Annotated in this window: 26 protein-coding genes; 16 read left to right on the top strand and 10 right to left on the bottom strand. The window is 54.9% G+C overall.

Features of this window, described 5'->3' with window-relative positions; genetic code table 11:
- Window positions 1-34: 34 nt before the first annotated feature.
- The 4 genes from nsrR to K6958_RS17945 all read left to right on the top strand — a co-directional run bounded on the left by nsrR (window position 35) and on the right by K6958_RS17945 (window position 5,509).
- Window positions 35-481: a nitric oxide-sensing transcriptional repressor NsrR gene (gene nsrR, locus K6958_RS17960; RefSeq protein WP_249892381.1), complete on the top strand. Its 447-nt coding sequence runs from the start codon at window positions 35-37 to the stop codon at window positions 479-481.
- Between the two features lie 16 nt (window positions 482-497).
- Window positions 498-2,930, top strand: coding sequence for a ribonuclease R (gene rnr, locus K6958_RS17955; protein WP_249892380.1), 2,433 nt, complete (start codon window positions 498-500; stop codon window positions 2,928-2,930).
- A 75-nt stretch (window positions 2,931-3,005) separates the two neighbouring features.
- On the top strand, window positions 3,006-3,740 hold the full coding sequence (gene rlmB, locus K6958_RS17950) for a 23S rRNA (guanosine(2251)-2'-O)-methyltransferase RlmB (protein WP_249892379.1): 735 nt from the start codon (window positions 3,006-3,008) through the stop codon (window positions 3,738-3,740).
- Between the two features lie 143 nt (window positions 3,741-3,883).
- Window positions 3,884-5,509: an isovaleryl-CoA dehydrogenase gene (locus tag K6958_RS17945; protein WP_249892378.1), complete on the top strand. Its 1,626-nt coding sequence runs from the start codon at window positions 3,884-3,886 to the stop codon at window positions 5,507-5,509.
- On the opposite strand, the gene bsmA is transcribed toward K6958_RS17945, so the two are convergent.
- On the bottom strand, window positions 5,483-5,815 hold the full coding sequence (bsmA, locus tag K6958_RS17940; RefSeq protein WP_249894727.1) for a biofilm peroxide resistance protein BsmA: 333 nt from the start codon (window positions 5,813-5,815) through the stop codon (window positions 5,483-5,485). The genes K6958_RS17945 and bsmA overlap by 27 nt on opposite strands.
- Window positions 5,816-5,871: 56 nt before the next feature.
- A complete protein-coding gene (locus tag K6958_RS17935; RefSeq protein WP_249892377.1) occupies window positions 5,872-7,803 on the bottom strand; it encodes a methyl-accepting chemotaxis protein in 1,932 nt (643 codons plus the stop codon).
- A gap of 166 nt (window positions 7,804-7,969) precedes the next feature.
- On the opposite strand from K6958_RS17935, the gene yjfP reads away from it, so the two are divergent.
- From yjfP to rplI, 5 genes are all read left to right on the top strand, one after another.
- Window positions 7,970-8,755, top strand: a complete 786-nt coding sequence (gene yjfP, locus K6958_RS17930) for an esterase (protein ID WP_249892376.1) — start codon at window positions 7,970-7,972, stop codon at window positions 8,753-8,755.
- A 209-nt stretch (window positions 8,756-8,964) separates the two neighbouring features.
- Window positions 8,965-9,360, top strand: coding sequence for a 30S ribosomal protein S6 (gene rpsF, locus K6958_RS17925; RefSeq protein WP_038623908.1), 396 nt, complete (start codon window positions 8,965-8,967; stop codon window positions 9,358-9,360).
- A 6-nt stretch (window positions 9,361-9,366) separates the two neighbouring features.
- Window positions 9,367-9,684: a primosomal replication protein N gene (gene priB, locus K6958_RS17920; RefSeq protein ID WP_249892375.1), complete on the top strand. Its 318-nt coding sequence runs from the start codon at window positions 9,367-9,369 to the stop codon at window positions 9,682-9,684.
- 4 nt (window positions 9,685-9,688) lie between these two features.
- Window positions 9,689-9,916, top strand: coding sequence for a 30S ribosomal protein S18 (gene rpsR, locus K6958_RS17915; protein WP_000135199.1), 228 nt, complete (start codon window positions 9,689-9,691; stop codon window positions 9,914-9,916).
- A gap of 40 nt (window positions 9,917-9,956) precedes the next feature.
- Window positions 9,957-10,406, top strand: a complete 450-nt coding sequence (rplI, locus tag K6958_RS17910) for a 50S ribosomal protein L9 (RefSeq protein ID WP_085069879.1) — start codon at window positions 9,957-9,959, stop codon at window positions 10,404-10,406.
- An 85-nt stretch (window positions 10,407-10,491) separates the two neighbouring features.
- On the opposite strand, the gene K6958_RS17905 is transcribed toward rplI, so the two are convergent.
- Complete coding sequence (locus K6958_RS17905; protein WP_249892374.1) at window positions 10,492-11,031, bottom strand: OapA family protein; 540 nt, start codon at window positions 11,029-11,031, stop codon at window positions 10,492-10,494.
- A 216-nt stretch (window positions 11,032-11,247) separates the two neighbouring features.
- On the opposite strand from K6958_RS17905, the gene bamJ reads away from it, so the two are divergent.
- Window positions 11,248-11,868 (top strand): BamJ family beta-barrel-assembly machinery protein, encoded by a 621-nt coding sequence (bamJ, locus tag K6958_RS17900; protein WP_249892373.1) that lies wholly within the window; start codon window positions 11,248-11,250, stop codon window positions 11,866-11,868.
- Window positions 11,869-12,096: 228 nt separating this feature from the next.
- Window positions 12,097-12,393: a bacteriocin gene (locus tag K6958_RS17895; RefSeq protein WP_249892372.1), complete on the top strand. Its 297-nt coding sequence runs from the start codon at window positions 12,097-12,099 to the stop codon at window positions 12,391-12,393.
- A gap of 137 nt (window positions 12,394-12,530) precedes the next feature.
- Here the strand turns inward: K6958_RS17895 and K6958_RS17890 are convergent, their stop codons facing one another.
- Complete coding sequence (locus K6958_RS17890) at window positions 12,531-14,471, bottom strand: bifunctional 2',3'-cyclic-nucleotide 2'-phosphodiesterase/3'-nucleotidase (protein ID WP_249892371.1); 1,941 nt, start codon at window positions 14,469-14,471, stop codon at window positions 12,531-12,533.
- 327 nt (window positions 14,472-14,798) lie between these two features.
- Between K6958_RS17890 and cysQ the strand changes: the two genes are divergently transcribed.
- Window positions 14,799-15,542, top strand: a complete 744-nt coding sequence (gene cysQ, locus K6958_RS17885; RefSeq protein ID WP_249892370.1) for a 3'(2'),5'-bisphosphate nucleotidase CysQ — start codon at window positions 14,799-14,801, stop codon at window positions 15,540-15,542.
- A 7-nt stretch (window positions 15,543-15,549) separates the two neighbouring features.
- Here cysQ and K6958_RS17880 read toward each other — a convergent pair whose 3' ends face one another.
- Entirely contained in the window at window positions 15,550-16,104 is a 555-nt protein-coding gene (locus K6958_RS17880; protein ID WP_249892369.1) for a YtfJ family protein, read from the bottom strand.
- Between the two features lie 319 nt (window positions 16,105-16,423).
- Here K6958_RS17880 and K6958_RS17875 point away from each other — a divergent pair, with 319 nt between their 5' ends.
- Entirely contained in the window at window positions 16,424-16,630 is a 207-nt protein-coding gene (locus K6958_RS17875) for a DUF1107 domain-containing protein (RefSeq protein WP_085069893.1), read from the top strand.
- An 83-nt stretch (window positions 16,631-16,713) separates the two neighbouring features.
- Here K6958_RS17875 and paeA read toward each other — a convergent pair whose 3' ends face one another.
- Window positions 16,714-18,036 (bottom strand): polyamine export protein PaeA, encoded by a 1,323-nt coding sequence (paeA, locus tag K6958_RS17870; protein ID WP_249892368.1) that lies wholly within the window; start codon window positions 18,034-18,036, stop codon window positions 16,714-16,716.
- 508 nt (window positions 18,037-18,544) lie between these two features.
- Between paeA and tamA the strand changes: the two genes are divergently transcribed.
- Genes tamA through K6958_RS17855 form a run of 3 tightly spaced genes read left to right on the top strand, consistent with a single transcriptional unit; the run spans window position 18,545 to window position 24,410 of the window.
- Window positions 18,545-20,284: an autotransporter assembly complex protein TamA gene (gene tamA, locus K6958_RS17865; protein WP_249892367.1), complete on the top strand. Its 1,740-nt coding sequence runs from the start codon at window positions 18,545-18,547 to the stop codon at window positions 20,282-20,284.
- Window positions 20,281-24,051, top strand: coding sequence for an autotransporter assembly complex protein TamB (gene tamB / locus K6958_RS17860; protein WP_249892366.1), 3,771 nt, complete (start codon window positions 20,281-20,283; stop codon window positions 24,049-24,051). Before tamA ends, tamB begins: the two co-directional genes overlap by 4 nt.
- 2 nt (window positions 24,052-24,053) lie before the next feature.
- The gene (locus K6958_RS17855) at window positions 24,054-24,410 is read left to right on the top strand and encodes a gamma-glutamylcyclotransferase family protein (RefSeq protein WP_249892365.1); all 357 of its coding nucleotides are present in this window, start codon (window positions 24,054-24,056) and stop codon (window positions 24,408-24,410) included.
- Between the two features lie 168 nt (window positions 24,411-24,578).
- Here the strand turns inward: K6958_RS17855 and K6958_RS17850 are convergent, their stop codons facing one another.
- The 4 genes from K6958_RS17850 to K6958_RS17835 form a co-directional block, all read right to left on the bottom strand.
- Entirely contained in the window at window positions 24,579-24,866 is a 288-nt protein-coding gene (locus tag K6958_RS17850; protein WP_249892364.1) for a hypothetical protein, read from the bottom strand.
- Window positions 24,863-25,378 carry a DUF2778 domain-containing protein gene (locus tag K6958_RS17845; RefSeq protein WP_249892363.1) on the bottom strand — a complete coding sequence of 172 codons (516 nt, stop codon included), beginning with the start codon at window positions 25,376-25,378 and terminating at the stop codon, window positions 24,863-24,865. The genes K6958_RS17850 and K6958_RS17845 overlap by 4 nt, the downstream gene beginning before the upstream one ends.
- Before the next feature lie 252 nt (window positions 25,379-25,630).
- Complete coding sequence (ppa, locus tag K6958_RS17840) at window positions 25,631-26,161, bottom strand: inorganic diphosphatase (RefSeq protein ID WP_103059194.1); 531 nt, start codon at window positions 26,159-26,161, stop codon at window positions 25,631-25,633.
- A 101-nt stretch (window positions 26,162-26,262) separates the two neighbouring features.
- Complete coding sequence (locus tag K6958_RS17835) at window positions 26,263-26,712, bottom strand: DUF441 domain-containing protein (RefSeq protein ID WP_249892362.1); 450 nt, start codon at window positions 26,710-26,712, stop codon at window positions 26,263-26,265.
- Between the last annotated feature and the right edge of the window lie 122 nt (window positions 26,713-26,834).

Below are 26,834 nucleotides of genomic sequence, written 5' to 3'. Positions count from 1 at the left end.
GGATGAAATTCACCGGAAATTCACCGAGGTTACTGTGCAACTGACGAGTTTTACCGATTTTGGCCTGCGTGCGCTGATTTATCTGGCGTCGTTACCGGCCGGGCAGATGACTAATATTACTCAGGTGACCGACACTTACGGCGTGTCACGTAACCATATGGTCAAAATCATTAACCAACTGAGTCGTCTGGGCTATGTCGCCGCCGTTCGTGGTAAAAATGGCGGTATTCGCCTCGGGAAACCCGCTTCAGAGATTATTGTTGGGCACGTTGTTCGGCAGATGGAGCCGCTACAGCTGGTGAACTGCGATGTTTGCGCGATTACGCCCGCCTGCCGTCTGCGTCAGGCGCTGAACGCCGCCACCGAACAATTTTTGCGTGAACTGGACAACTATACGTTGGCCGATCTGGTGAAGGATAACCATCCGCTTTATAAAATTTTATTGCCGGAGCCTGGGATCCCCACGCTGACCGGCTACTGACAACGGAGGAACCGCTATGTCAAAAGATCCTTTTCAGGAAAGAGAAGCTGAAAAATACGAAAACCCTATTCCCAGCCGCGAATTTATTCTCGCCCATTTAGAAAAACGCGAAAAACCGGCCAGCCGTGAAGAGCTGGCGGTAGAAATGAACATTAGTGGCGAAGAGCAGCTTGAAGCGCTGCGCCGTCGTCTGCGCGCCATGGAACGCGACGGTCAGCTGGTGTTCACCCGTCGTCAATGCTATGTCCTGCCTGAACGTCTTGATCTGCTGCGCGGTAAAGTGATCGGCCATCGCGATGGCTACGGCTTCCTGCGCGTAGAAGGGCAAAAGGACGACCTTTACCTCTCCGCCGAGCAGATGAAGTTCTGCATGCACGGTGATGTAATCCTGGCGCAGCCGCTGGGCGCCGATCGTAAAGGCCGCCGTGAGGCGCGCGTGGTGCGTGTGCTTGAGCCGCGCAACAGCCAGATTGTCGGACGCTACTTTACCGAAGCCGGCGTGGGCTTTGTGGTGCCGGATGATAGCCGTCTGAGCTTCGATATCCTGATCCCGCCAGAAGATATCATGAATGCGCGTATGGGCTTCGTGGTGGTGGTTGAGCTGATGCAGCGCCCAACGCGGCGCACTAAGGCCATTGGTAAAATTATCGAAGTGCTGGGCGACAATATGGGTACCGGCCTGGCGGTAGATATGGCGCTGCGCACGCATGAAATTCCGCACGTCTGGCCAGCTGAGGTAGAAGAGCAGGTAGCGAAACTGCGCGAAGAGGTGCCGGAAGAGGCGAAGCAGGGGCGCGTGGATCTTCGCCAGCTGCCGCTGATGACTATCGACGGCGAAGATGCCCGCGACTTTGATGATGCGGTTTACTGCGAGAAAAAACGCGGCGGCGGCTGGCGCTTATGGGTAGCGATCGCCGACGTCAGTTATTACGTGCGTCCCGGCATGCCGCTGGACAACGAAGCGCATAATCGCGGCACCTCGGTTTATTTCCCGTCGCAGGTGGTGCCGATGCTGCCGGAAGTGCTCTCTAACGGCCTCTGTTCGCTGAACCCGCAGGTGGATCGCCTCTGTATGGTCTGTGAAATGACCATCTCCGCCAGCGGCAAGCTGACCGGTTATAAGCATTACGAAGCGGTGATGAATTCCCATGCGCGCCTGACTTACACCAAAGTCTGGTCGATTTTGCAGGGCAACCCGGAACTGCGCGAGCAGTATGCGCCGCTGGTCAGGCATATCGAAGAGCTGCATCGTATGTATCAGGTGCTGGAAAAAGCGCGTGCACAGCGCGGCGGCATCTCTTTCGAGACGGAAGAGGCGAAGTTTATTTTCAACGCCGAGCGCCGTATTGAACGTGTGGAACGCACCGTGCGTAACGATGCGCACAAGCTGATCGAAGAGTGCATGATCCTCGCTAACATCGCGTCGGCGCGTTTTGTGGAGAAACATAACGAGCCTGCGCTGTTCCGCGATCACGATCGCCCGAGCGATGAAAGCATTAAAAGTTTCCGTTCGGTGCTGGCTGAACTGGGCCTGTCGCTGCCGGGCGGCAACAAGCCGCAGCCGCTGGACTATGCCGAACTGCTGGAAACCATCGCCGATCGTCCCGATCATGAGATGCTGCAAACCATGCTGCTGCGCTCGATGAAGCAGGCGGTTTACGATCCGGAAAACCGCGGCCACTTTGGTCTGGCGCTGGCCTCCTATGCCCACTTTACTTCACCGATCCGCCGCTATCCCGATCTGCTGCTGCACCGCGCGATTAAGTATCTGCTGGCGCAACAGGCAGGCACGCTACAGGGCAATAGCACGCCGACCGGCGGCTATCACTATGAAATGCAGCAGATGCTGCAGCTGGGCCTGCACTGTTCATTAACCGAACGCCGCGCCGATGAAGCCACGCGTGATGTAGCTGACTGGCTGAAGTGTGACTTTATGCAGGATCAGGTCGGCAATACCTTTACCGGCGTGATCGCCAGCGTTACCGGCTTTGGTTTCTTTGTGCGTCTCAACGATCTGTTTATCGATGGGCTGGTGCATGTCTCTACGCTGGATAACGACTATTACCGCTTTGACGCCGTCGGACAGCGACTGATCGGCGAGTCGGGCGGTCGCACCTATCGTCTCGGCGATACCGTGGAAGTGCGCGTAGAGGCGGTGCATATGGACGAGCGTAAAATCGACTTTGCGCTGATTTCCAGCCAGCGCAGCCCGCGCGGCGAAGGTAAAACCGCGCGCGAGAAGGCGAAGAAAGGCGCTTCCGGCAGTCATAACAAGCGCCGCCGCGAAATGCGCAAAAACGCCAATTTCGAGCCGGATGCGGCATTCCGCGGCGACAAAAAAACCGCGAAGCCGAAAGGCGAGAAAAAAGCGAAAAAACCGTCAGAAAAAACGCGTAAAATCGCCGCCGCAACCAAAGCGAAACGCGCATCAAAGAAAAAAGAGGCATAAGCGGTAACAGGCGATCCCTGTCGCGCCGCAGGCCAAAGGGCGGCAGGGCCGCCCGTAACCAGCATCGGATAACATATGAGTGAAGTAGTTTTCGGCATTCACGCCGTACAGGCGCTTTTAGAGCGCGATCCGCAACGTTTCCAACAGGTCTGGATCCTGAAAGGCCGGGACGATCGCCGTCTGCAGCCGCTGATTACTGCGCTGGAAGCGCAGGGGATTGTGGTTCAGGTTGCTACGCGCCAGTGGCTCGACAGTAAGGTCGAAGGCGCCGTGCATCAGGGCATCGTGGCGCAGGTAAAACCCGGCAGGCAGTATCAGGAAGGCGATCTGCCGGATCTGTTGGCGTCGATTGAATCGCCGCTGCTGCTGATCCTGGATGGCGTTACCGATCCGCATAACCTTGGCGCCTGCCTGCGCAGCGCGGATGCCGCGGGCGTGCATGCGGTGATCGTGCCGAAGGATCGTTCTGCTGCGCTGAACGCAACGGCAAAGAAAGTGGCCTGCGGCGCGGCGGAAAATGTCCCGCTGATTCGGGTCACCAACCTGGCGCGTACCATGCGTCTGCTGCAGGAATACCATGTCTGGATTATCGGCACCGCAGGCGAAGCAACCCATGAAATATGGGAAAGCAAAATGACCGGCCCGCTGGCGCTGGTGATGGGCGCGGAAGGTGAAGGCATGCGCCGCCTGACGCGTGAGCACTGCGACGATCTGATTAAACTGCCGATGGCGGGCAGCGTCTCTTCGCTGAACGTGTCGGTAGCCACCGGCATCTGCCTGTTCGAAGCGGTGCGTCAGCGTCGCGGCTGATCGCGCCGGGGCGTGATGAGCGCCCCGAAACATCTCTCTACGGCGGGCATCTTCTGCGGCTTTCTGCATAATGAATTGACTGCAGGATAATTCAGAAGCCCTGGCCGCCGGCCGATCGGGCTTTCCGCGTGGAGATCCCGGTTATGTCTGTTACCCATAGCGTTTTTAATCAGCCTCGCCCCCTCAGCAACAACAATCTGTTTCTTTCCGATACGCCCCTGCGTGAAGCCGTGGCGCGCTTTGGCGCGCCGTGGGATCTGGATCTGCTGGCATCGGTAGGGCAGCAGCTTGGCAGCAGCGAGTCGCTGGAACTGGGCAGGCTGGCTAACGCCTTTCCGCCGGAACTGCTGCGTTACGACGCCCGCGGCGAGCGGCTGGACGATGTACGCTTTCATCCGGCCTGGCATTTATTGATGCAGGGACTGTGCGCGAACCGCGTACATAATCTGCCCTGGCAGGCGGACGCGCCTTCAGGGGCGTTCGTTGCCCGCGCTGCGCGTTTTATTCTGCATGGGCAGGTGGAGTCCGGCACACTCTGTCCCATCACCATGACCTTTGGCGCTACGCCGCTGCTGCAGGCCAGTCTGCCACCGCTGTTTACTGATTGGCTGCCGCCGCTATTGAGCGATCGTTACGATGCGCACCTACAGCCCGCGTCGCAAAAGCGCGGCCTGCTGATCGGTATGGGCATGACGGAAAAGCAGGGCGGTACCGATGTGCTCAGCAATACCACGCGCGCCGAGCCGATTGCGGCGCGCGGCAGCGGCGAGGCGTATCGCCTTATCGGTCATAAATGGTTTTTCTCGGTACCGCAGAGCGATGCGCATCTGGTACTGGCGCAGGCGCCGGGCGGCATCAGCTGTTTTTTCCTGCCGCGCCTGTTGCCGGACGGTACGCGTAACGCGGTACGCATTGAACGCCTGAAAGATAAGGTGGGCAATCGCTCCAACGCCAGCAGCGAAGTGGAGTTCGACGGCGCGATTGGCTGGCTGTTGGGCGAGGAGGGCGAAGGCGTCCGGCAGATTTTAAAAATGGGCGGCTATACCCGTTTCGACTGCGCGCTGGGTAGCCATAGCCTGATGCGGCGCGCCTTTTCTGTTGCGCTCTACCACGCGCATCAGCGCCAGGTGATGGGAAAAACGCTGGTTGAGCAGCCGCTGATGCGCCAGTTGCTGTGCCAACAAGCGCTTCAGCTGGAAGGGCAAACCGCCCTGCTGATGCGTATCGCGCAGGCCTGGTCGCAACCCATGGACGAGCAGCAGCGCGCTTATGCGCGTCTGTTTACACCCGCAGCCAAGTTTGAAATCTGTAAAAACGCGACGCCCTTTATCGCCCAGGCGATGGAGACGTTAGGCGGCATCGGCTACTGCGAAGAGAGCGAGCTGCCGCGCCTCTATCGCGAAGCGCCGGTAAACAGTATTTGGGAAGGGGCGGGTAATGTGATGTGTCTGGACGTACTGCGGGTGTTGAAAAAGCAGCCAGCAATAATCGATATGCTGGCTGCTCAGTTTGAGGACGTTAAGGGACTTAACCGCCATTTCGACAGCCGTTGGCGTCAGCTCAGGCTGCGGCTGCGTAAGCCACAGGAGGCGCAGGCGCGTGAGATCGCCAGCCAGCTGCTGCTGCTGGCGACCGGCCAACAGCTGCTGACCACGCTGGAGCCGCCGCTGGCGGATGCCTGGTGCCAGCGCTGTTTAGATACGCGCGGCGCTCTGCCCGTTGCTGACACGGTCGGCGAACGCTTACTGCTGCGTGCCAGCGGCGGTTGAGCCGGGCGGGCCATACAGCACCGCCGAGGCATACCACATGCCTGGCATGACCGTTTCGCTGAGCGCAACGATCTGATAATAGGCGGCGCCGGCCTGATTGGCCTTTTTCGCAATCTCGCGCTGGGCATCGTCCGGTGAACCGCGCGTGCTACTGGTAATGCTGCCCAGCCTCGGCAGGTTAGCGGTTTGCGCCCGGCTAATCTCCTGCGCCTGCTGGGTGGGCGGCGGCGGCGCTTCCGGGGTTGATCGCAGCGTACTACAGGCGCTTAACGTCAGGGTTAATAGCAGTAAAGGCCAGTAACGCATCATAAACTCCTCACGGTAGGGGGATGGCTAAAGTGTATGCGATCCCCGCTGTTCCGTTAGCCTTTCAGCGTAAAAACGCTGACCAGTTCGGTCAGATGATGCCCTTTTTTGCTTAGCTCGTGCGCGGTCTCTTCCGATTGCGCAACCAGCTCGGTATTTTGATGCGTTGCCTGACCGATCTGCGTCATCGCGATATTGACCTGCCCAATCCCGGCTGACTGCTCCTGCGAAGCGATATTAATTTCGCCCATCAGCGCCTTTACCTGCTCAATGCGGGTAACAATATTTTCCATTGCGCTGCGCGTCTTTTCAGAAAGCGTATGCCCCTGATTTACGTTGCTGATGGAGTTGGTGATCAGCGCATCGATCTCTTTCGCCGCCTGTGCGCTACGGCTTGCCAGCGCACGCACTTCAGCCGCTACCACCGCAAACCCTTTGCCATGTTCCCCGGCGCGGGCGGCTTCCACCGCCGCGTTCAGCGCCAGGATGTTGGTCTGGAAGGCAATAGATTCAATCACATGCGTAATATCCGCGATGCTCTGCGAAGAGACCTTAATCGCCGACATGGTATTCACCGAATGCGCCACCGTTTCGCCGCCTTGCTGCACTGCGCCTGCCGCTTCTGCGACCAGCTGTAGTGCCTGCGCCACGTTTTCAGCATTCTGGCCCACGGTTGCGCCCAGCTGTTCCATACTGGCGGAAGTTTCTTCCACGCTGCTGGCCTGTCGGGTAATCTGCTCGCTGATATTTTCACTGCTGAGGGCAATGGCATCGGTGCCCTGGCTAATATCCTGCGCCGCGGCGCGTACCTGGGAAACAATGCGTTCAAGGCCATCGCCGATGCCGTTAATAGCGGTAATCAGCTGGCCTACCTCATCCTGACGCTCGGTTTGCAGGGTCGCCTGTAGATTGCCATCCGCATACTGTTCAGCCAGATGGATTACCTGCTGTAGCGGGACGCTGACCCAGCGGCGAGTGATCCAGACAAAACCAACGGCAAACAGAATGACCAGTCCCAGCCCCAGCAGCAGGAAAGTGTTGCGGGCGGAGGTGATCGGCGCCAGCAGGCTATCCTTATCCACATCGCCAAGAATTATCCAGTTCCAGCCGGGCAGGCGCTGCCAGGCAATGATACGCGGTTCGCCATCCTGCACGGTTTCCAGCGTACCGCTCTGCTGCGTGGTAAGTTGCTGCATCGCTTCCGGCGACCAGCGCGCCATTTTCCCTTCTTCCTGCGGATGGAACAGCCAGATCCCTTGCGAACTGCCTGCCGCGCCGTTCATCACCATAAAGCGACCAGTATCGCTAAACGATTTATCCAACACTTTATCGCGCATCAGCGCGACCTGTTTGCCGATCTCGACGCCAACAAACAGGATGCCAACCACTGTACCGCTGGAATCTTTTACCGGTTGATATTGGGTGATATAGCGTTTGCCAAACAGGGTCGCCAGGCCGCGGTACGCTTCGCCTTTACTCACCTGAGCATAGGCCGGACTTTGGCGATCGAGCTGGGTGCCCATGGCGCGGGTGCCATCTTCTTTAAGCAGTGAGGTGGCGATACGCACGTAGTTGTCACCGTCGCGCACGAAAATTGTTGAAATGGCGCCGGTACGCGTTAAAAAGTCATCAACCACGTTTTCATTCAGGTTCAGCGTGTTGGATCCGGCGCGTAAAGTGGGAGTAGAGAAATTGCCTACCGTGACGCGTGAGCTTTCATCGCGGCTGAACGCTTTTGGCAAAAAGCTTTGAAACAGGTTGGTATAATTCGCGACCTCTTCGCTCAGCGTGGCGTTAAACATCCCGGCCATATCGCCGATACCTGACACCTGATTTTGCATATTTTCCAGTGTCAAAGCCTGCAGCTGTTTGGCTGCATTGTTACTTAAAGCCAGCGTGAGGATGAAAAAAAGTACAGCCACGCTTAAAGAGGTCATGACAGACAGCTTGACGCCTAAACTGGCGCGGCTGAGTGAGAGACGCTTCATGTTTATTTACCTTTTGATAATATTCCGGGATCTCGTTAAACGGCCAAAAATGCCGAATTTTTACCCTACAAATCGCAAGGGAAAGGATCTTTTTTCTCAGGGCTAATAAAGGACGGCTGCAATACCGTATAATCAAAGGCTATTTTTTAAACATGGCGGGCGAAAGATGAAGGCGACGGCACAGCGAAAAGTTGCGTCAGATAAAAGCATCGACATCAGGACTGAATCGTTTAGCGGTATTGAATGTTTGCACGCGGCGCCTGCCGGGCTACGCGAGACCGCCTTGCCCACCGTGCTGTTCTGGCACGGCTATCTCTCTTCGAAAGAGGTTTACGCCTGGGCCGCCGTTGGGCTGGCGCAGGCCGGTTTTCGCGTCATCATGCCGGACGCTGAGGAGCACGGCTCACGCTATTGCGGCGACAACGCATACCGGCTGGCCCATTTCTGGGATATTTTGCGCCGCAACATTGATGAGCTGCCGCAGCTGGAAGCCGCGTTGCGGGAGCGAGGATGGATTGCCGAGGGGCAGTTCGGTGTAGCGGGTGCCTCAATGGGCGGCATGACCGCGCTGGGCGCCATGGCGCGTTATCCGCAGATTAACCGCGTCGCCAGCCTGATGGGGTCGGGTTATTTTATGTCGCTCAGCCAGACGCTGTTCCCGCCGCTGCAGGCAAGCACGCCCGCAGAGCAGGCGGAGCTGACACGCCGTCTGGCGCCGCTTGAAGCTTACGATCCCAGCCGTACCTTAAGCCGTCTGGCGGATCGGCCGCTGCTGCTGTGGCATGGCGAAGCGGATGAGGTAGTGCCGGCGGCGGAAACCCAGAGGCTGGTTCAGGCGCTGACCGCCGCGCGGCTTGATCAGCGGCTCACCTGGCTAACCGAGCCGGGCGTAGGACATAAAATCACGCCGCAGGCATTGGGCGCGCTGGTGGATTTTTTCGCATCCCATTGATAGTACAGCCTTAACGCGCAGACCCGCCGCGACTATCGGCTATTGTCCCGGCGCGACGCGTTTTTTCCGTGATTCCCGCTTGAGTTTCCCCCGCCGGGCCAGTATGATTACGCGTCAATTTTTCAGCCGTACACTTAAAACGTTCCTTGCTTCCATGGGCCACGGCTGACCCTGACAGGAGGCTGAATAATCCGTAAGGAGCAAATTCGATGCGTCATTACGAAATCGTCTTTATGGTTCATCCTGACCAGAGCGAACAGGTTCCGGGCATGATCGAGCGCTACACTGGTGCCATCACTGGTGCAGAAGGTAAGATTCACCGTCTGGAAGACTGGGGTCGCCGTCAGCTGGCTTACCCGATCAACAAACTGCACAAAGCGCATTACGTTCTGATGAACGTTGAAGCGCCGCAGGAAGTGATCGATGAGCTGGAAACTAACTTCCGCTTCAACGACGCCGTTATCCGCAGCATGGTTATGCGTACCAAAAACGCAGTAACCGAAGCATCTCCGATGGTTAAAGCGAAAGACGAGCGCCGTGAGCGTCGTGAAGATTTCGCTAACGAAACCTCTGACGATGCAGATGCCGGGGATTCTGAAGAGTAATCGACCGTGACGGCGAACCGGCTGCGTTTGTCTGGCACTGTGTGTCGGGCACCGTTGCAAAAAATAAGTCCGTCAGGGATTCCACACTGCCAGCTGGTGCTTGAGCATCGCTCGCAGCAGGAAGAGGCCGGATTCTTCCGGCAGGCCTGGTGCCGTATGCCCGTAATTATTAGCGGTCAGGCGCATCAGGTGATTACTCAACATATAACGGTCGGCACGCAGCTTACCATTGAAGGCTTTATTTGCAGCCATCAAGGGCGCAATGGCCTCAGTAAAATTGTGCTGCATGCCGAGCAGATTGAATTGATAGATTCTGGAGACTAGCCAAATGGCACGTTATTTCCGTCGTCGCAAGTTCTGCCGTTTCACCGCGGAAGGCGTTCAAGAGATCGACTATAAAGATATCGCTACGCTGAAAAACTACATCACTGAAAGCGGTAAGATTGTACCGAGCCGTATCACCGGTACTCGCGCTAAATACCAGCGTCAGCTGGCTCGTGCTATCAAGCGCGCGCGCTACCTGTCTTTGCTGCCGTACACTGATCGTCATCAGTAATCGGCCACTGTCCAATTATCGACTTTGAGAGGATAAGGTAATGCAAGTTATTCTGCTTGATAAAGTAGCAAACCTGGGCGGCCTGGGCGATCAGGTTAACGTTAAAGCGGGCTATGCTCGTAACTTCCTGGTTCCGCAGGGCAAAGCTGTGCCGGCAACCAAGAAAAACGTTGAGTTCTTCGAAACTCGCCGTGCTGAACTGGAAGCCAAACTGGCTGACGTTCTGGCAGCAGCCAACGCTCGTGCTGAAAGCATCAACGCACTGGGCACCGTAACCATCGCTTCTAAAGCGGGTGACGAAGGCAAACTGTTCGGTTCTATCGGTACCCGCGACATCGCTGACGCTGTAACTGCAGCTGGCGTTGAAGTGGCTAAGAGCGAAGTTCGCCTGCCGAACGGCGTTCTGCGTACCACTGGCGAGCACGAAGTGAGCTTCCAGGTTCACAGCGAAGTGTTTGCTAAGCTGAACGTGAACGTAGTTGCTGAATAAGTTTTTTCAGTAACATGAAAATGCCGGCCCTGGGCCGGCATTTTTGTTTGTCGCCTGATAGTTTGCCGTCGGGTTATGCCGCGTGTTATTGCGCGCGCAAGAAAGAGCCGTCCGGCTGACGGGTAAACAGCACCGGCCCGTTATCACTCTCTACCGTAAGCCCTGTCACCACGCCACTATTATCCTGGCGAATCTTGACCTGCTGTCCGCTGTGCAGGCTGCTTAGCGGCTTATCATCGCCTTCAACGCGCGCCATCGCGAACACATCATTCACCGGTAAATTATTATCGCGAAAGAGTTGCGCCAGCGTTTGGCCAGAGGCAATCTGGTAGCTATGCCATTGATCTTTATCCTGGGTTGGCTGTGCCGACTGGGTTGCCGGCGGGTTATCGTAAATTTCCGCCTGCAGCGGCACTTCTTTGCTTTCGTTATTGTTCGTCGGCTGCGGCCCACCGTCGCGCGGCGCGGAGACCGGCCAGAGAAAAGCCAGTAGCACAACGATAAGCGCCAGAATAATGCCGCGCCGATGCGCCGGCGGCAGCGGCCGCATCCAGCTAATGCCATCCGGCAAGTGCCAGAGGCGGGTCAGCCATAAGCGGATGCCAGAATGGATGTCCTTTTGCATAATATTACCTCCGGCACCTTGTGCGCGTCGCAGTTGCTTTCCTCGATGGAGTATGGGCAAAAAAGACGCAAAGTGCCTGTCTGGATTATAAAAATTGCGATAGCGTTATTGTTTCCTTTTCATTACAAAAAGTCATCGGAAGAATGCAGATTTTACCCCCGCAACGCAGGCTGTTATGCTGCGTCCTCTTTTGATTTATTGATGAAAGGATAAAATATGACGACCCCTTCTTTTGACAGCCTTGAAGCGCAAGCGAGTTACGGTATTGGTTTGCAGGTTGGGCAGCAACTGCTGGATTCCGGCCTGCAGGGATTACTGCCGGAAGCGATGGTAGCGGGCCTGCGTGATGCGCTGGAAGGGAACGCGCCGGCGGTACCGGTTGATGTTGTGCATCGCGCGCTGCGTGAAGTGCATGAGCGTGCCGATGCCGTGCGTCGCGAACGTCAGCAGGTAATGGCAGCGGAAGGCCAAACTTACCTGCAGGAAAATGCCCAGCGTGAAGGGGTGAGCAGCACCGAATCCGGGCTGCAGTTCCGCGTCATCAATCAGGGTACCGGCCCGATCCCTTCTCGTCAGGATCATGTTCGTGTTCACTATACCGGCAAGCTGATTGACGGCACGGTCTTCGATAGCTCAGTCGCGCGTGGCGAGCCGGCGGAGTTTCCGGTAAGCGGCGTGATTGCCGGCTGGATTGAAGCGTTAACGCTGATGCCGGTAGGTTCAAAATGGGAACTGACCATTCCGCATAACCTGGCCTATGGCGAGCGTGGCGCGGGCGCGTCTATTCCGCCGTTTAGCACTCTGGTATTCGAAGTAGAATTATTAGATATTATCTGATGCACGCCTTTTAAATAATAGCAAGGCAGGCGGAATTAACCGCCTGCTTTTTTATGTTAATATATTTTCACTACATCTTTTCCGCACGCGCTGCATTATTGCTTATTTATATATTTCTTTATTCTGACAGCCCATCGGTTGCTTTGTGAAATTAAATTTTATTATACTCTCGTTGCCTTAATGACAAGGATTTATCATACCACTCTAAACATACAAAGAAGGATTATTATGCGTCAGCTAAACGATAAGGAAATGGAACAGGTCTCCGGTGGGCTTTTTGGCATGTTTGATAAGCTCGGTGGCAATATTGGTTCTGCCATTGGTAAAATCATTGATAAAGGAACTTCGCTGGGCGGACTGGTTACCAATGCGACCGAAGCGGGCACGCTGTTGGGCGCGGGTATTGGCAAACTGCTGGATTTAAACGTGACGGGCGCGATTACCGACATCGGTAGCGGTGTCGTCAGCATTGTAAGTAATGGCATCAGCGCCATTAAACAGCTGTTTGGAAATAAATCTGCCTGATTGGCAGATGAGTATTCCAGTGGGTTCATTATAGAAATAAATCGTCCTGTGCAATTGCAATGGAAGCTTATCGGCTCTGAACTACTCAATATCAGCAGGAAGATAATTGAAAGCCAGCAAACGCTGGCTTTATTATTTTAATTTTGTAGGTCAATTCTGTAAATGGCGAAGCCATTATCGTCCTGGTTAATATAGCGCAGTGGGTAACGACCATACCGCGAAATAAAATTCGCGGCTTTAGGCGAGGGGGAAGTTTCAAAACGAATATCCAGCGGGACAGCGCTTTGAATCGGCGCCAGCCGCCAGTTGTTATCTGCCTGTGGATGCACTTCACCCTGCGCCTTAGTCTGTGCGCTAATCCAGGCCGAGACAATTGAGCGGTTCTCATCGGGTGAAGAAAATGCGATATATTTTTCGCCGGTTCCAGCGAATTTGCCGCCCCAGGCGCGATAGTTATTGGTAGCAATCAGGAACGTCGTCTTGGCCTCAATCGGCTTACCCTGCCAGGTAAGATGTTTAATGCGCGAAGCCTGCGGATGAATTAACTGGCACTCTTCATCATAGCGAGCCGGCTGGGTAACATCGATCTGGTAGTTTATCCCATCAATCACATCGAAATTATAGGTGCGGTAGTTCCAGTTAATCAGCGACTGCGGTTGCCGCTGTTGCGGATCAATCTGATTAAACTGGCCGGCAGAGCATTCAAGCCACTGCTTGACCTGCTCACCGTTAACTTTCATCACTACCAGTGTGTTGGGGTACAGGTAAAGGTCAGCAGCATTGCGCAACGTTAGCTGTCCTTTCTCTACTTCCACATAGCTGGCAGGGTCGTTTTTACGCCCGCCCGCTTTAAAAGGCGCGGCGGCAGAGAGCACCGGGAGATTAGCCAGATCGGGATCGCCCTGAATAAAATGCTCAACGTAAGCACGCTGCGCATTATTTACAATCTGTACCGTAGGATCGTCCTGCACCAGCGACAAATAGCTGTACATTACATCGGCGGATTTACCGATCGGTTGCGCGACGAAATCACGCGTGGCGCGATGGGCATCGGCCAACACCTGCACCAGAGCGCTGTCCTGCTGCGCCAGCGACTTCTTCGCCGCTTTATCGTAAATCGGACGCGCTTCGGCGCGAGCCTGCGTGACTTTCCATTGACCGTCATCGTTGTTCAGCGTCAGGTCTACCACCCCAAGGTGATCGCCCCACATGCCTGGCATTACTGACGGTACGCCGTTGAGCGTACCCAGTTTAATATCGGCGCCGGGGATAGCGGCAAAATCGGCGCTGGGGAATATCGCATGAGCATGGCCAAACATAATGGCGTCAATGCCCGGTACTTTGCTGAGATACCACACGGAATTCTCCGCCAGCGCCTGATAAGGCGCGCTGGATAAGCCAGAGTGGGCGACGGCTACCACTATGTCCGCACCCTGTTGACGCATTACCGGCACCCAGCGGCGGGCGGTTTCGGTAATATCATCCACGGTGATTTTGCCCTGTAGGTTGGCCCGATCCCACACCATTATTTGTGGGGGAACAAAGCCGATATAGCCCACGTTGAGCCTGTAGATTTTCCCGTCCCGTCCGGTAACGTTTTCTGCTTTGATCAGCCAGGGCGTAAAGCGCGGTTTGCCGGTGGCCACATCGATAATGTTGGCGTTGATATAAGGGAAATGCGCGCCCGCCAACGCCTTGTGTAGATAGTCCAGGCCGTAGTTAAATTCATGATTGCCCAGATTGCCGACGCGATAGCCCAGCGTATTCATCGCCTGATAGACCGGATGCGTCTCTCCAGGCTTCAACCCCTTCGCTGCCATGTAATCGCCCAGCGGGCTGCCCTGGATAACGTCGCCGTTATCTACCAGCACGCTATTCTTGACCTCCGCGCGCGCCGCAGCGATAAGCGTAGCGGTGCGCGTCAGGCCAAATTTGTCGCTGGGCTTATCTTTGTAATAATCGAAGTCCATCATATTGCTGTGCAGATCGGTGGTTTCCATAATGCGAAAATCGACCGTCGCGGCGGAAAGCGGAATCGAAACCGTGGCCAAAACCAGAAGCGTAGCGCCCTTAATCATTTTTTCCTCCTGAAAGTCATCCCTACAAACTTCTCAAATTAATCTGCAAACGTTACGTTTCATCGCATAAATTTGTGACAGCTAACAGATAAATAATCCTTTATCGGCATAAGCGACAGGCGGTTGACCGTTGCCATAGGGGAAGAGTAATGACAGTGATGTGTGAATTATGCTATTGATAACTAAACAATCTGTAAAAGAGATGGGCTGGTCGTCGCCGGGCGTGGCATCTGAGCGCCAGCTGCTATGATTAAACAGCATGATCAATCACCGTAAGCCCTGGCGCTGTCGTCAGGCTTACTTCGGTCAGCGATAAAGAGGTGAAAAATGTTAGAGCAAATCTGCCAGCTGGCGCGCGAAGCGGGCGACGCCATTATGAATGTTTACGATGGCGAGGCTCCGCTCGACGTTTCTCACAAATCTGACGATTCGCCGGTGACCGCTGCCGATATCGCAGCGCACGGCGTGATTATTCGGGGCCTACAGCAGCTCACGCCGGAGGTACCGATTGTTTCCGAAGAGGATCCGCCTGCCTTTGAAGTGCGTCAGCACTGGCAGCGATACTGGCTGGTCGATCCGCTGGACGGCACTAAAGAATTTATCAAGCGTAACGGCGAATTTACCGTAAATATCGCCCTGATCGAGCAGGGCAAGCCGGTACTTGGCGTAGTGTATGCGCCGGTACTGGGGGTGATGTATTCCGCTGCAGAAGGCAAAGCCTGGAAAGAAGAGGGCGGACAAAAAACGCAGATTAAAATCCGTGACGCGCGACCGCCGCTGGTGGTGGTTAGCCGTTCCCATCAGGATGGCGATGAGCTAACGGAGTATCTGAAGCAGCTGGGCGAACATCAGACGGTGGCCATTGGCTCCTCGCTTAAATTCTGCCTGGTCGCGGAAGGCAAAGCTCAACTTTATCCGCGCTTTGGGCCGACGAACGGCTGGGATACCGCAGCTGGCCATGCGGTGGCGTTGGCGGCCGGCGCCCATGTGCATGACTGGAAAGGGCGCCCTCTGGACTATACGCCGCGCGAGTCTTTCCTCAATCCTGGCTTTCGCGTCTCTATTTTTTAACGCGGCTCTATTTAAGCAGCTGATGCAGCAGGGCGACCACCTGCTGCGTTTCTTCCACCGTCAAGGCGCCATCTTTTGCAAAGCGCACCCGGCCGTTATTATCTAACACCACCACGGCAGAGCCGCCATCTTCCAGCTGCCAGGCTCTTTTCGCGTTGCCGTTGCTATCAATGATAAACTGCGACCAGGGATACTGCTTCTTATTACTTTCAATGCTGCTGCGTACAAACATGCCGGTGCCGGGAATGGCGTCATGGGTGTTGATAATGGTGGTGGTTTGATAGCGATCCTGTGGCAGATGCGCCTGCTTTATCGCTTCCACCAGCGCGGCATTTTTCTCTTTTGCTGATGAACGCCCGGCAATATGTTGCACCACGCGCACTTTTCCGATCAGCTGCGCGCTATTCCACGCGCGATAGCTAAACTCATCCTGTTGATAGTTAAGTTCCCCTTTATCACTGATGCCTACCGGCGCGACGCGCTGGCCGTTGAGAAAGTCATGGGCGCAGCTGGTAAAAGGCAGCAGCAGGCTTAATACAAGGGCGAGCGGGGCATGTCGCATTATTATCTCCGCATTGTCAGGTGATCCGACCACTTGGTCATGTTTTTGAAATAATAAGCAGCCATTATGCTGCTGTCTCGTTGACCTGTCAGCTTTGCGGGCGACTGCACAAATTAGCTCAGGCAGTGGGTTTATACTGGTTTGAATGGCTCTATTAACAGAGTGTCCTGTAATGATGTGTCAAATCAGTAAAAAAAGTTAATTTTAGGAACACAGGAAACGGACGATGATCTATAGTTACTAGCACTTTGCGCTTCAAGGGCTCGTACCGATTTTGGCAACGGCGAAGCGTATTAATTTTTCAGGAGTTGAAAGCAAGATGAAGATTTTTCAGCGTTATAATCCTTTCCAGATCGCTAAATATGTTAAAACATTGTTTAAAGGAAGGATTTACATCAAGGATGTAGGCGCGTTCGAGTTTGATAAAGGCAAAATCCTCGTTCCGCGCGTTAAAGACAAGCAACATTTTAGCGTCATGTCGGAAGTGAACCGTCAGGTGCTTCGACTGCAGGCAGAGTATCAGTAATAAAACAGGGCGCCATTAACGCGCCCTTGTGCTGTCTGGCGGCCCGCCATCGGATGAGCCGTCTGAAAGAAGCCCTGTTTTTCTTATTCTTCCACTTCTTTACTTATCGTCAGGCTGGCCGGGCGCTCGTCAATACGCGTTACCAACAGCTGATCGATACGGTAACTATCGATATCAACCACTTCAAACTTATAGCCAGCGAACTTCACAAAATCGGTACGTTTGGGAATTTTACGCAGCATATACATCATAAAGCCGCCGATGGTTTCATAGTTGCCGGACTGCGGAAACTCGTTGATATCCAGTACACGCATCACATCATCAATCGGCGTACCGCCTTCCACCAGCCATGAATTTTCATCACGGGCGACGATCTGCTCTTCCAGTCCCTGGCCAACCAGGTCGCCCATCAGCGTCGTCATGACATCGTTCAGCGTAATGATGCCCACCACCAGCGCATATTCGTTCATGATCACCGCGAAATCTTCACCGGCGGTTTTGAAGCTTTCCAGCGCTTCAGAAAGCGTCAGAGTATCCGGCACGATCAGCGCAGAGCGGATCTGCAGGCCGCTGTTCAGCGCCATGCTCTGATTACCCAGCACGCGCAGCAGCAGCTCTTTTGAATCTACGTAGCCGACGATATGGTCGATATCGCCATTGCAAACTAAAAACTTCGAGTGGGGATGCAGCGCAATTTTCTCTTTCAGGCTGCTCTCTTCTTCATGCAGATCGAACCAGATAATATTTTCGCGCGAGGTCATCGAAGAGGGCACCGTACGCGACTCCAGCTCGAAAACATTTTCGATCAGCTCATGTTCCTGTTTGCGCAGCACACCCGCCAGCGCGCCCGCTTCTACCACCGCATAAATATCATCAGAAGTGATATCGTCTTTGCGCACCATCGGGATCTTAAACAGGCGGAAAATCATATTGGCCATGCCGTTGAAGAACCATACCATCGGACGGAACAGCAGCAGACAGAAACGCATAGGATTGATAATGCGCAGCGCGATAGCTTCCGGCGAGATCATCCCGATGCGCTTTGGCGTCAGATCGGCAAACAGAATAAACAGGCTGGTCACCAGGGTGAAGGAGCAGATAAAGCTCAGCTGCTCCGCCAGTTCTGGCGACACCAGACCATCGAACAGCGTTTTAAAAGAGGGCGAAAAGGCGGAGTCGCCGACGATACCGCCAAGAATAGCGACGGCGTTCAGGCCGATTTGCACTACGGTAAAGAACATCCCCGGCGTTTCCTGCATTTTCAACACGCGCTGCGCGTTGATATTGCCGTCGTCGGCCAGCAGTTTTAGTTTAATTTTGCGCGCGGCGGCCAGCGAAATTTCTGACAGAGAGAAGAAGGCGCTGATCGCAATCAACACGAGTATGACAAGCAAGCTATCTAACATAAAGATTCCGTTGGTTTTTAATACTTGTCATTTTTGGCCTGGGCAGCGCGCGATGCGGCATCACTGCGACTTTCCGGTTATGCTGAGCTATCCGTGCCAAAAATGTCTGCGCCGGTTCGACACGCAGGTCGGGGCAGAAAAGGATGACAACAGCCGCATAAGCGGCCGCTGACGATTATAGCAGTAGCTCCGCTTAGCCCGCCAGCGCTGTTACTGCGCTATCTTGTTTAATAAATAAGCGGCCATTGTCGGCGAGGAAAAACAGCGATTTTTGCCGTTATTGCGCGAATTAACAGCATTGTTGGTTGTAACGCAGCGCGGCATTGCCGACAATAACGGCAAAATTTGCTTTAACATCGCTTTTTTATCTGCCAGACGCATAGTCGCAACGGCAGGAGGAAAGCTATGCTGATAACCAAACTCGATGTCGACATTAGCGCTGGTTGGTTCGCGATGTTATTTGTCCCCTGGGAAAAAGGGGGATTCGGCAACATTAACAGGAGTAAGCGTGCCACGATTTCATGTCTATTGCATAGCCTGTTTGCTGATTGCCGCGCCTGGCGCGCAGGCTGCGAATATTCGCTTACAGCTTGAAGGGTTAACCGGGGATCTACAAAAAAACGTCAGGGCGCAGCTTTCCACTATCGATACCGATGAAGTGACCGCTGACGGCCGTTTTCGCGCGCGCGTTAAAAAAGCCATTGAAGAAGGGCTGCACGCGCTGGGTTACTATGAACCCGATATCGATTTTGAAAGCCGCCCCGCCCCGGCAAACGGTGGCAGGCCGGTATTGATCGCGCGCGTTTTTGCAGGCGAGCCGGTAAAAATCGCCGGCAGCACTATTATTTTGCGCGGCGATGCGCGCAATGATGCGGAATACCAGCAGTGGGTAAAAGAAGGACGCCCCCAAAACGGCGCCATTCTTAATCACGGCAAGTATGAAAGCTTTAAGAAAGGCTTTACTAACCTGGCGCTGCGCAACGGCTATTTTGATGGCGACTTTAAAAAAAGCCAGCTGGGGGTGTCGGTAGCACGCCGCGAAGCCTTCTGGGATCTCGATTATGACAGCGGCAAGCGCTATCGCTTTGGCGACGTGAGCTTTGAAGGTTCTCAGATCCGTGAAGAGTATCTGCAAAACCTGGTACCGTTTCACCAAGGCGATTATTACAGCTCGCGCGACCTGGCCGAGCTAAACCGCCGCCTGTCGGCCACCGGCTGGTTTAATTCAGTGGTGGTGGCGCCGGAGTTTGATAAAACCACGGCGGATAAGGTTTTACCACTCAGCGGCGTGGTCTCGCCGCGTACTGAAAACACCATCGAAACCGGCATCGGCTACTCAACTGATGTCGGGCCGCGGTTAAAAACCACCTGGCGTAAGCCGTGGATTAACTCGCGCGGGCACAGCCTGACCACTAGCGCTAACCTCTCCGCGCCTGAGCAGCAGCTTGATTTCAGCTACAAAGTGCCTCTGCTGAAAAGCCCGCTGGAACAATATTACCTGGTTCAGGGAGGGTTGAAGCGCACCGACCTTAACGACACCAAAGCGGATTCCACCACCCTGGCGCTGTCGCGCTACTGGGATAACAGCTCCGGCTGGCAAAAAGCCATCAACCTGCGCTGGAGCCTGGATCACTTTACCCAGGCGAACGTCACTAATACCACCATGCTGATCTATCCTGGCGTCAGCGTTAACCGCACCCGCTCGCGCGGCGGGCTGATGCCGACCTGGGGCGATTCGCAACGCTATTCGGTGGATATTTCCGATACCACCTGGGGCTCCGATGTCGATTTCCTGGTATTACAGGCGCAAAACGTCTGGATCCGCACGCTGGCGGACCGGCATCGCTTTGTGGCGCGCGGCAATCTCGGCTGGATTGAAACCAACGACTTTGAAAAAGTGCCGCCAGACCTGCGCTTCTTCGCCGGCGGCGACCGCAGCATCCGCGGTTACAAATATAAAGGCATCTCTCCGCGCGATGATGACGGCAAGCTGACCGGTGCCTCGAAACTGGCGGCTGGCTCGCTGGAGTATCAATACAACGTCACCGGCAAATGGTGGGGGGCGGTATTCGTCGATTCTGGCGAAGCGGTGAATGATATCAAGCAAAGCAACTTTAAAACCGGCGCCGGTATCGGCGTACGTTGGGCATCGCCGGTAGGGCCGATTAAGTTCGATCTGGCGCGACCGATTGGTGATAAAGAGGAACATGGATTGCAGTTTTATATCGGACTGGGGCCTGAACTATGAAGCTATGGAAGAAGGTCCTGATTGGGGTGCTGATCGTTTTAGCGGTGCTGACAGGCGGCGTATTGCTGCTGGTGGGCACTACGCCCGGCCTGCACCTGTTGTTGAACGGCGCGGCGCGTTGGGTGCCGGGCTTGTCTATCCAGCAGGTGGATGGCGGCTGGCGCAACCTGACGCTAAAAGGCGTGCAGTATGAGATGCCGGGCGTAACGGTTAACGCTGGCGAATTTCATCTGGCGCTGCAGCTGGGTTGCCTGAAAAATTCCGCGTTCTGCATTAACGATCTTGCGCTGAAAGATCTTAACGTGGTGGTCGACAGCAGCAAAATGACGCCAGCCAGCGAACCGCCGCCGCAAGAGGAGAGCGCCAGCGGTGAGATGAGTACGCCGTATCCGATTACGCTACGCCATCTCAGCTTGCATAATATCAATGTCAAAATTGATGATACCGCAGTTTCTCTGCTCGATTTCTCTACCGGACTGCACTGGCAGGAGCGGGCACTTACCTTAACCCCAACGCGTATTCAAAGCCTGCTTATCGCGCTGCCGAAGGCGGCGCAGGTCGCTAACGAACAGGTAGTGCAGCCGAAGATTCAGCAGCCGCAGGCGCAGGAAAAACCGCTGGGCGAAACGCTGAAGGCGATGTTCGCGCAGCCGCTGCTGCCCAACATGCCCGATTTTCGTCTGCCGCTGGATATTGACCTGCAGGAGATCGTCGGCGAGCAGCTACGCATCACCGGTGATGCCGCGCTGGCGATAAACCGTTTGCTGCTGAAGGCAAAAACTCAGGATCGCCTGCTGCAGTTGCAAACCCTGGATATTGATTCGCCGCAGGGCGCGCTGAAGGCCAATGGTCAGGCGCAGCTGGCTGATAACTGGCCGGTGGATTTCAATCTGAACGGCACGTTAAATGTCGAACCGCTGAAGGGCGAGAAGATCAAAATGACGCTCGGCGGCGCCATGCGTCAACAGCTTAAGCTGGGCGTTAACCTCTCCGGCCCGCTGGATGCGCAGCTCAGCGGGCAAACCGAGCTGGCCACCGTCGGCCTGCCGCTGCAGCTTAAGTTGACCAGCCCACAGCTGCGCTGGCCGCTGAGCGGTGCAGTGCAATATCAGGCGGATAACCTGGACTTTAGCTTCAGCGGCAAGGCGACCGACTATGTGATGTCGCTGCGTACCGCACTGAAGGGCGAAGCCATTCCGCCTGCCGATCTGGCGCTGGACGGTAAAGGCAATGTCGAGCAGTTCAGTCTTGATAAGCTGCGCTTGTCAGCGCTCAAAGGCCATGCCGATTTGAGCGGGCTGGTGGACTGGAGCAAAGCCATTAGCTGGCGCAGCGAACTGTCACTGAGCGGCATCAACACCGCGCAGCAGTATCCTGACTGGCCCGCCACGCTGGATGGCAAAATTACTACGCGCGGCAGCCTGTACGGCGGTAGCTGGCAGATGCGTGTGCCGGAGCTGCAACTGCGCGGCAAGGTCAGGCAGAATGCGGTGTCGGCAGACGGCTCGCTGTACGGCAACAGCTATAACCAGTGGAATATCCCCGGTATCAAGCTGGTGTTGGGACGCAACAATATCAATCTGAAAGGCGAACTGGGCGATGCGCTTAACCTGGACGCCAATATCGATGCGCCGCATCTGGATAACGCGCTGCCCGGCCTCGGCGGCGTCGCGAAAGGCACCATCAAAGCGCGCGGAACGCTACAGGCGCCGCAGCTGCTGGCAGATGTCACTGCCACCAGCCTGCGCTGGCAGGAGCTGACCATCGCCCGCGTCCGGCTTGACGGCGAGGTGCAATCAAGCGACCAGGTGGCAGGTAAGCTGCAGCTGCGCGTTGAGCGGCTGAAGCAGGCGGCGTTGGCGATTAATCAGCTGACATTGCATGCCGACGGCAACGAGCAAAAACATCAGCTGAAGCTTAACGTTAACGGCGATCCGGTTTCCGGCCAGCTGGCGCTGAACGGCAGTTTCGATCGTCAGCAGCAGCGCTGGCAGGGCTCATTGAATAACACCTTCTTTGATACGCCGGTAGGCGAATGGCGGCTAACCCGTGCCATCGCCATCGATTATCAGAACGCGCGGCAAACCGCGACCATCGGCGCGCACTGCTGGCGCAACCCGAACGCTCAGCTCTGCGTGCCGCAGCCGATTGAGGCGGGGCCGGACGGCCATGCGCGCGTGGAGCTCAGCCGCTTTGATCTGGCGATGATTAAGCCTTTCCTGCCGCCAGAGACGCAACTGGCGGGCGTCTTCAGCGGCGATGCCGATGTCAGCTGGCACAGCGACGGTTCGCTGCCGACCGGGCGGGTGGCGCTGAAGGGCAATGGCGTGAAAGTTACCCAGGATGTGCAGGGCAACGCATTGCCGATCGCTTTCGATACACTCAATCTCAACGCCGCTCTGCGCGATGGCAACGCGCAGCTGGACTGGCTGCTGCGTATTGCTAATAACGGGCAATTCGACGGCAAGGTGCAGGTTAGCGATGCGCAAAATCGCCGCAATCTGTCCGGTAACATCAACATCAATAACCTGTCGCTGGCGCTGTTTAATCCGGCGCTGATGCGCGGCGAGCAGGTCGCCGGCATGCTCAACAGCAATCTGCGCCTGGGCGGTAATCTGCAAAAACCGCTGGTATATGGTCAGCTGGGCTTACGTAACGTCGACGTGGAAGGCAGCTTTATGCCGGTTGATCTGACCAGCGCCGACCTGACCATGGCGTTTAACGGCATGAGCTCAACGCTGGATGGCCTGATCCAGACCGCGCGTGGGCAGATTAACCTTGACGGCAACGCCGACTGGAGCCAACTGGATAACTGGCGCGCGCATATTGCCGCCCGCGGCGATCGCGTTCGGGTAACCGTCCCGCCGATGGTACGTATGGACGTTTCGCCCGACCTGACATTCGATGCCTCGCCGATCGCCTTTACGCTTGACGGCAAGGTGGATGTGCCCTGGGCGCGCATCATTGTCCAGGAGGTGCCGGAGAGCGCCGCCGGCGTCTCTTCTGACGAAGTGCTGCTGGATGAAAACCTGAAGCCGATCGCGCCGCAAACGGCGGCTATTCCGATTAACAGTAATCTGGTTATTCACGTTGGCGATGATGTCCGCCTTAGCGCTTTCGGCCTGAAGGCGAAGCTGAACGGCGATCTGAAGCTGGTACAGGATAAGCGTGGGCTGGGTCTGAACGGGCAGATTAATATCCCGTCCGGCCGTTTCCATGCCTACGGTCAGGATTTGCTGGTGCGTAAAGGCGAACTGCAATTTGCTGGCCCGCCGGATCAGCCTTACATCAATCTGGAAGCAATTCGTAATCCAGAGGCCACCGAGGATGATGTGACCGCCGGTTTACGCGTAACCGGGCTGGCGGATGAGCCGAAAGCGGAGATTTTCTCCGATCCGGCGATGTCGCAGCAGGAAGCGCTTTCTTACCTGTTGCGCGGGCAGGGACTGGATGCGGATGGCGACAGCAACGCCCTGACTTCCGCCCTTGTTGGTTTAGGGGTTGCGCAAAGTGGCCAAATTGTGGGTAAAATCGGCGAGACCTTCGGCGTTAGCAATCTTGCCCTTGATACGGCCGGCGTTGGCGATAGCCAGCAGGTGCAGGTCAGCGGTTATGTACTGCCGGGTCTACAAGTAAAATATGGAGTGGGTATCTTTGATTCACTGGCGACTTTAACGCTGCGTTATCGTCTGATGCCTAAGCTCTATTTGGAAGCAGTGTCCGGCGTTGACCAGGCACTCGATTTGCTCTATCAGTTTGAGTTTTAGCAATGCGAATAATTGTCTACGGCAGTTTACGGCGCAAACAGGGAAATAGTCACTGGATGACCAACGCGCAGTGGCTTGGCGATCATCAGATCGCGGGCTACGATCTTTACAACATTGGTCTTTATCCTGGCGTCGTGCCGGGAGACGGCACCGTGTATGGTGAAGTCTACCGGATTGATGCCAGTACCTTAGGTGAACTGGACGCGCTTCGAACCCGCGGCGGAGAGTATAAACGCCAGCTGATTCAGACGCCGTACGGCAGCGCCTGGTTGTACGTGTATCAACGTTCGGTAGCAGGTTTGACGCAGATCCCAAGCGGCGACTGGTTGCAGCGGGACGAGGCTTCATCTGGTGAATAAAAGGCCACCTCCAACGGAGGTGGCCTTACCTATATCTGCCAAAATGAATTTCAACAGCTTCGCTGGCTATCCTGTTTACCAGAAAAGAAGACGTCATCAACCATATTCTTGATAACTTCCAGCGGGTTTAAAGCAGAACGATAAAACCTTCCAGGCTGATAAGGCTTATCAGACAGATTTATGCCTTTTAAAATAGCGGAACACTTTTATCAAAAACGCATAGATAATAATGCTCACCGGGATATTTAGCACTGTAGTTATCAAACTATCAACAAATTCATAAGGTTCCGGGTAGGTCTCACCCAGCACGACTTCTGAAATTTTTATCGCCATATCCAGGCTCATGTTCTTTGTCAGCTGGTCGGTCAGTGCTCCATATGGGACTGCCAGGGCGCAGGCAATAAAGACGACAAGAAACAGAGCGACCTTAAATATAATCCGTAGCAACAGTTTCATAAGCAGTCTTTGGCTCCAGAGTGAATCACGTCGATAATGCCGAATGCCTGCAAACCAGTATTGTGGACTGGTACGGTATGCGCGCGTAACAGCGCATTACGAATAGTCATAAAATCGGTAATATGGGCAAGAGTAATGCAGCCCTCAGATAGTGTTCCGGGATGCAGTCTAAAAGCTCCGCGGCGTACGCTTTCGATCCAGGTATAATCGTCAATTACGCCATCATCCCGATACAGAGCAAACCATTCCGAATGCGGAACGGTATTGTCGCTGTACAAGCTATTAAAAGCGTCTTTCATCCAGGTAATGGCTTTGGATCTTGGGCCGCCGGCAGGACGCGCGACAATCCAGTATTTACCATCAGGGACCGGGCCCTTTTTGGGGATCATTGCGCATGCTCCGTGATTACGGTAAGGTCCTGCTCCGGAGAAAGCCATGAATGTTCCAACCCCATAGAACATTAATGGAGAGTAATCCGCATCATTGATAACAAACTTCCCTTGCAACGCCATAAAAACCTCCCTGCTTTAAAAAAATCATTAAAACATTTCAACGGGTCGGTTGCCAGATTGCCGAAAAAGGGCCAGGCAAAAATCAACTTTTGATCGTGTTAACCACAAATAAAAGCGAATACATGATGCTGCACTACCGCCCGGTCGGTTCAGGCATGCAGGCGGAAATTTTAAGCTGGCAATAAAAAAACACCGCCCTTTTGGGACGGTGTTTTTTGATCTTCTGGTGAGAAAGCGCTCACCCGATGGGTATTACTTCTTCGCTGCGCGTTCGAAAGAGGTACGGATCTCTTCTTTCGCCGCTTCGGCGTTATCCCAACCGTCAACTTTAACCCACTTGCCTTTTTCCAGATCTTTGTAGTGTTCAAAGAAATGGGTAATCTGAGCGCGCAGCAGTTCCGGCAGATCGTTCACATCTTTAATGTGATCGTATTCTTTAGACAGCTTGGTGTGCGGTACGGCAACCAGCTTCGCATCTTCACCCGATTCGTCGGTCATTTTCAGTACGCCAACCGGACGGCAGCGGATTACGGAACCCGGCTGCAGCGGATACGGCGTCGGCACCAGAACGTCAACCGGATCACCGTCCAGAGACAGAGTGTGGTTGATATAACCGTAGTTGCACGGATAGAACATGGCCGTTGACATAAAGCGGTCAACAAACAGCGCGCCAGACTCTTTATCTACTTCATATTTGATCGGATCGGCATTGGCCGGGATCTCGATAATGACATAGATATCTTCTGGCAGGTCTTTACCGGCAGGAACCAGGTTCAAACTCATCTCGCTTTCCTTCATTCATCATAAGTGAGTGACGGCTATTATAGCCAACTGGCAGTGAAAGTATGCCCCCTTTTTCCGCTTTCGGAATGCTCCAGCTGCGGTTATTTATTGAAAATAAACAGCGAAACCAGTCCGGCGGCGATCAGCGGGCCAACAGGCACGCCGCGAAACAGGGAAACGCCGATAATCGTACCGATCAGCAGGCCGCCGACAATCGTCGGCTGGCTGCTCATCAGCGTGACGCCGCGTCCGCCAAGCCAGGAAACCAGGATCCCTACCGCAATCGCTAACAGCGATTTCCAGTCGAGAAACGATTTCATCAACGTGCTGGGCGGCAGAGACCCGCTGACCAGCGGAGACAGCACGCCGATGGTAAGAATAACGATCCCCAGGGTTAGCCCCTGCTTTTCGATATAGGGGAAAAATTGCGACAGCGGCGTTAATTTAATCACCAACAGCGCCGCGACGGAGAGCGTCACGGCGGTATTGTGAACCAACAAACTCAAACCACCGAGAACCAGCAAAATAAATATTGAGGCAAAGGCCGTCATGTAGCGCTCCATGACCCGACAGGAAAGAAAAAACACTATAACAACGGATACCGGCGGAGGCGAGCGGCGGCTACGCCAGAAAAATTAATGCACAGAAATATCATTAGTACGCAAATTAGTAA

It is taken from the genome of Mixta hanseatica (assembly GCF_023517775.1).
GTDB lineage: Bacteria > Pseudomonadota > Gammaproteobacteria > Enterobacterales > Enterobacteriaceae > Mixta > Mixta hanseatica.
Note: the sequence above shows the minus strand (reverse complement) of the source record. Positions and strands in the feature narration are given on the sequence as shown.

Coding starts and splice junctions, on each gene's coding strand:
- paeA (WP_249892368.1), bottom strand. CDS start 18,036: ATGTTAGATAGCTTGCTTGTCATACTCGTGTTGATTGCGATCAGCGCC.
- tamB (WP_249892366.1), top strand. CDS start 20,281: ATGAAGCTATGGAAGAAGGTCCTGATTGGGGTGCTGATCGTTTTAGCG.
- cysQ (WP_249892370.1), top strand. CDS start 14,799: ATGTTAGAGCAAATCTGCCAGCTGGCGCGCGAAGCGGGCGACGCCATT.
- K6958_RS17835 (WP_249892362.1), bottom strand. CDS start 26,712: ATGACGGCCTTTGCCTCAATATTTATTTTGCTGGTTCTCGGTGGTTTG.
- bsmA (WP_249894727.1), bottom strand. CDS start 5,815: ATGCGTTACTGGCCTTTACTGCTATTAACCCTGACGTTAAGCGCCTGT.
- K6958_RS17890 (WP_249892371.1), bottom strand. CDS start 14,471: ATGATTAAGGGCGCTACGCTTCTGGTTTTGGCCACGGTTTCGATTCCG.
- rplI (WP_085069879.1), top strand. CDS start 9,957: ATGCAAGTTATTCTGCTTGATAAAGTAGCAAACCTGGGCGGCCTGGGC.
- K6958_RS17880 (WP_249892369.1), bottom strand. CDS start 16,104: ATGCGACATGCCCCGCTCGCCCTTGTATTAAGCCTGCTGCTGCCTTTT.
- rlmB (WP_249892379.1), top strand. CDS start 3,006: ATGAGTGAAGTAGTTTTCGGCATTCACGCCGTACAGGCGCTTTTAGAG.
- K6958_RS17845 (WP_249892363.1), bottom strand. CDS start 25,378: ATGGCGTTGCAAGGGAAGTTTGTTATCAATGATGCGGATTACTCTCCA.
- bamJ (WP_249892373.1), top strand. CDS start 11,248: ATGACGACCCCTTCTTTTGACAGCCTTGAAGCGCAAGCGAGTTACGGT.
- ppa (WP_103059194.1), bottom strand. CDS start 26,161: ATGAGTTTGAACCTGGTTCCTGCCGGTAAAGACCTGCCAGAAGATATC.
- K6958_RS17945 (WP_249892378.1), top strand. CDS start 3,884: ATGTCTGTTACCCATAGCGTTTTTAATCAGCCTCGCCCCCTCAGCAAC.
- K6958_RS17905 (WP_249892374.1), bottom strand. CDS start 11,031: ATGCAAAAGGACATCCATTCTGGCATCCGCTTATGGCTGACCCGCCTC.
- yjfP (WP_249892376.1), top strand. CDS start 7,970: ATGAAGGCGACGGCACAGCGAAAAGTTGCGTCAGATAAAAGCATCGAC.
- rpsF (WP_038623908.1), top strand. CDS start 8,965: ATGCGTCATTACGAAATCGTCTTTATGGTTCATCCTGACCAGAGCGAA.
- rpsR (WP_000135199.1), top strand. CDS start 9,689: ATGGCACGTTATTTCCGTCGTCGCAAGTTCTGCCGTTTCACCGCGGAA.
- K6958_RS17935 (WP_249892377.1), bottom strand. CDS start 7,803: ATGAAGCGTCTCTCACTCAGCCGCGCCAGTTTAGGCGTCAAGCTGTCT.
- K6958_RS17850 (WP_249892364.1), bottom strand. CDS start 24,866: ATGAAACTGTTGCTACGGATTATATTTAAGGTCGCTCTGTTTCTTGTC.
- K6958_RS17895 (WP_249892372.1), top strand. CDS start 12,097: ATGCGTCAGCTAAACGATAAGGAAATGGAACAGGTCTCCGGTGGGCTT.
- rnr (WP_249892380.1), top strand. CDS start 498: ATGTCAAAAGATCCTTTTCAGGAAAGAGAAGCTGAAAAATACGAAAAC.
- K6958_RS17875 (WP_085069893.1), top strand. CDS start 16,424: ATGAAGATTTTTCAGCGTTATAATCCTTTCCAGATCGCTAAATATGTT.
- K6958_RS17855 (WP_249892365.1), top strand. CDS start 24,054: ATGCGAATAATTGTCTACGGCAGTTTACGGCGCAAACAGGGAAATAGT.